This window comes from Rhizomicrobium sp., from assembly GCF_056722145.1.
In genome coordinates this window covers 1-2,231 of sequence record NZ_JBWZET010000273.1, presented here as the reverse complement: position 1 = coordinate 2,231, position 2,231 = coordinate 1, and the positions used below count along the sequence as shown (strand labels likewise).

The 2,231-nt window shown below is 64.8% G+C and carries 3 protein-coding genes and 2 pseudogenes; all 5 read right to left on the bottom strand.

Going from position 1 to position 2,231, the window contains the following annotated elements:
- A pseudogene (locus AC1P6P_RS14330) lies at positions 1–273 on the bottom strand (conjugal transfer protein TrbE); the annotation flags it as partial.
- A 7-nt stretch (positions 274–280) separates the two neighbouring features.
- Positions 281–556, bottom strand: a complete 276-nt coding sequence (locus AC1P6P_RS14325) for a VirB3 family type IV secretion system protein (protein ID WP_481403119.1) — start codon at positions 554–556, stop codon at positions 281–283.
- Positions 556–840, bottom strand: a complete 285-nt coding sequence (locus tag AC1P6P_RS14320; protein WP_481403121.1) for a TrbC/VirB2 family type IV secretion system protein — start codon at positions 838–840, stop codon at positions 556–558. Before AC1P6P_RS14320 ends, AC1P6P_RS14325 begins: the two co-directional genes overlap by 1 nt.
- Before the next feature lie 53 nt (positions 841–893).
- On the bottom strand, positions 894–1,850 hold the full coding sequence (trbB, locus tag AC1P6P_RS14315) for a P-type conjugative transfer ATPase TrbB (RefSeq protein WP_481403120.1): 957 nt from the start codon (positions 1,848–1,850) through the stop codon (positions 894–896).
- Positions 1,851–2,099: 249 nt separating this feature from the next.
- Positions 2,100–2,231 (bottom strand): annotated as a pseudogene (locus tag AC1P6P_RS14310) (CopG family transcriptional regulator); the annotation flags it as partial.

The following is a 2,231-nucleotide window of genomic DNA, read 5'->3' as shown; positions in this document are numbered from 1 at the left end:
ACTGCTGTGCGGATAGGTCTGGGCACCAATACGCTGTGCCTCGATGAAGATCGCCCAGCCGGAACCGAGCCGGCGGATCGCGTTGTTGAGCCGGGCTGTCACCCCGACGAGTTCGGCCGGTGTTGCGCTGTCGAGGTCGGGGCCGCGAAACCCCGCCGTGCGCTGGAATGATCCGTCCTTGTTAAGGACGACGCCCTTCCCGGCCAATGCCGCCCAAGGCAGGAAATCGGCGAGGCCGGCGGGACGATGGCGGTATTCGGCGAGGTTCAGCATCGGCGCCTCACACGCCGAGCCAGGTGGGGTAACGCAGATGGCGGCGCACCACGTCGACGAATTGCGGATCGCGCTTCGCGGCCCAGACCGCGGCGGTGTGCCCCGCCACCCAGAGCAGCGCACCGGGAATCCAGAGCCGCAGGCCAAGCGCGATAGCGGCCGCCAAGGTGCCGTTGGCGATGGCCACCGCACGCGGTACGCCCGCCATCAGGATCGGGTCGGTGAGCGCTCGATGCACCGGCGCGAAGAAGCCGGGCACGTCGGGATCGACGACCGCGGCCATCAGATCAGCGCTCCACCCGAGAAGGAGAAGAAGGACAGGAAGAACGAGCTGGCGGCGAAGGCGATGGAGAGCCCGAAGACGATCTGGATCAGCCGGCGAAAACCGCCGCTGGTCTCGCCGAAGGCGAGCGAGAGGCCGGTCACGGTGATGATGATGACCGAGATGATCTTGGCGACCGGCCCCTGGACGGATTCCAGAATCTCATTGAGGGGTGTTTCCCAGGGCATGTTCGAGCCCGATGCATAGGCGGCGGGCGCGAAGACCACGAACAAGGTAGCGGCCATCACCAACTCGCGAAGGCGATGACGACCCAGGTGTAGGACGTTAAAAACATGGGTCATGGCTGGTCTCCCTGAAGGGTGGGTCCGTCCTCTCCGCCGACCTCGGCGGAGAGGACGCGGTAATAGCCAGTGGCTGGATCGAGACCGACGATGGTGGCGAGTTCGGTAAGACGGCGCTCCGCCCCGCGCCCTGACAGCACGGCGATCAGGTCGATGGTCTCGGCGATGAGGGCCTTGGGGACGGTGATGACGGCTTCCTGGATGAGTTGCTCAAGGCGTCGCAGCGCACCGAGCGCGGTGCCGGCATGGATGGTGCCGATCCCGCCCGGATGTCCCGTCCCCCAGGCTTTGAGAAGATCGAGCGCCTCGGCGCCGCGCACCTCCCCGATCGGAATGCGGTCGGGCCGCAGGCGCAGCGCCGAGCGGACGAGATCGGAAAGCGAGGCCACACCGTCCTTGGTGCGCAGCGCCACCAGGTTCGGCGTTTTGCACTGAAGCTCGCGCGTGTCCTCGACCAGCACCACCCGGTCGGTGCTTTGCGCGACCTCCAGGAGCAGAGCGTTGGTGAGCGTCGTCTTGCCGGTCGAGGTGCCGCCTGCGATCAGGATGTTGCGCCGTTCCCGCACCGCGATGCGCAGGATCGCCGCCTGTTGGGTGGTCATGATCCCGTGCTCGACATAGTCGATCAGGGTGAACACGGCGGTGGCGGGCTTGCGGATGGCGAAGGCGGGTGCCGCGACCACGGGCGGCAGCAGGCCCTCAAACCGCTCTCCTGTCTCGGGCAGTTCGGCGGAGACGCGCGGCTGCCCGGCATGCACCTCCGCCCCGACATGGTGCGCGACCAGGCGGACGATGCGCTCGCCATCGGCAGGCGACATCACCTGGTCCGTGTTCTCCAAGCCACCCGAGAGCCGGTCGATCCAGATCCTTCCATCGGGATTCAGCATCACCTCGACGATCGAGGCGTCCGCGAGGAAAGCGGCAATCGCCGGTCCCAGCGCGGTGCGCAGCATGCGTGCGCCACGCGAGAAGGATTCGGAATGGACGATAGAGACGGTCAATTTGATCCCCATTCTGGCGAGCCGCGATGGCGCGATCCGCAACGGGGACGATTAAAAAAGGCAAGAATATGACTTAATCAACAACAATTCACGCGCTTTCGTGGCGCAGCGTAAAGCAGAGAAAAAATATTTGCTGGAGCGTAAGTTGTTTGTTCTTGGAGCAGAGGTAATTTCAACGGCGAACGCTATGATGCGATGGCGTCACAGCGGATGCCGGTCTTGATCTCCCGGTGACTTCACATCCTCCGGGATCTCCTGCCGCAGTTTTGGTCCCTGATTGAGCCGGCGGCCAAGCACTGCGACGAAATTGTCATAGCGTGCGCCTGCCTTGGC